The sequence below is a fragment of the Tissierella pigra genome (assembly GCF_009695605.1).
Classification (GTDB): domain Bacteria; phylum Bacillota; class Clostridia; order Tissierellales; family Tissierellaceae; genus Tissierella; species Tissierella pigra.
Genome location: NZ_VUNQ01000110.1, coordinates 1 through 1,374, shown reverse-complemented (window position 1 = coordinate 1,374; position 1,374 = coordinate 1). Strand labels below are relative to the sequence as shown.

The following is a 1,374-nucleotide window of genomic DNA, read 5'->3' as shown; positions in this document are numbered from 1 at the left end:
TACTAGTGTTGCATTAAAGAAATAATTACAGGTTGACATGGAAAAATTTATATAATGAAAAAAAGAACCCCTTGTGTTAAATTGTTTTTGACTAGAAAACAATGAAATGGGGTTCTTTTTTATGGTTCAATATAATAATAAAACAGTTTTTAGTAAATTAATAGAAGTAATAAATGGAAATAAGTTAAATTATATAATTAATAAATATAATTCAGATTATAGGATTCAACATTTTAACACTAAATCTCATGTTTTTTCCATGCTTTATCTTCAGTTAAGTAATACGAAAAGCTTAAGAGGCTTAATTGATAAATTAAATTATAGTCCAAAATTACAACGAACAGTTAATGTTCCAAGCCTTTCACAACTTTCAAGGAAGAATGCCAATAGAGACTATAGAATATTTGAAGAACTTTATTATAGCATGATAAATATGGCTAAAAAGGAGTTAGGAATTAAGAAATCTAATGAAAAATTTAAAGAAATTAAGGCTTTTGATTCAACAGTTATTACAATAGCTTCCTCTTTAGCACCTGAATTATTTTTTGAAGGTAAGTCATCAGGAATAAAGATTAGTACTTTATTGAATATATCTCAAAGCCTACCTGAAAAAGTAAATATTGTACCTGCAAAAATTAATGATAGAAAGTGTATTGATGACTTTTTTGATGATAAGGATACATTATATCTCTTTGATAGAGGTTACTATAATTATAATTGGTATGATAATTTGACTGACAATGGATATAAGTTCATTACAAGACAAAATACTAATGCTGTAATTGAGGAAATAAGATCAACTTATGTTGAGAACGAATTAGTATTTGATGCTGAAATCACCTTAGGAACTGATTACAGTAAAAATAAAACACATAATAAATATAGAGAAATTCTAACCTTTGATGAAGAGGGGAAAGAAATAAGATTTCTTACAAATGTATTTGATATAGAAGCTGAAGAAATTATGGAATTATATAGATTGAGATGGAAAATAGAACTTTTCTTTAAATGGGTTAAGCAAAACTTAAAAATAAAGAAATGGTTAGGCCATAATCAAAATGCTGTTAAAATACAAATATATTCAGCATTAATATCTTATGTAATACTAGCTTTATTAAAGACAAGAATGAAAATTAAATCTTCTATGATTTCAATAAGTAGAATAATTGAAGTAAATTTATTAGAAGAATCATCAGTTTTAAATTTATTAAGTGGTTAAGCTTTTAAAAAAAGTATTTCTTTTCTAGCCTTGGTTTTCCATACGTAATAGATGGTAAATATATGATATATAGTATAATATTGACAAAATGGATGCTGTATTTAGAGCATCCATTTTGTCAAAGCTTAAATTTTACATTAATGCAACACTAGTAC

At 25.2% G+C, this 1,374-nt stretch carries 1 protein-coding gene; it reads left to right on the top strand.

Going from position 1 to position 1,374, the window contains the following annotated elements:
• The first annotated feature begins 121 nt into the window (after positions 1-121).
• On the top strand, positions 122-1,219 hold the full coding sequence (locus tag FYJ83_RS19530; RefSeq protein WP_195838080.1) for an IS4 family transposase: 1,098 nt from the start codon (positions 122-124) through the stop codon (positions 1,217-1,219).
• Positions 1,220-1,374: the final 155 nt, after the last annotated feature.

Excerpts from the sequence above, each read along its gene's own strand:
- FYJ83_RS19530 (WP_195838080.1), top strand. The coding sequence starts at position 122 with ATGGTTCAATATAATAATAAAACAGTTTTTAGTAAATTAATAGAAGTA.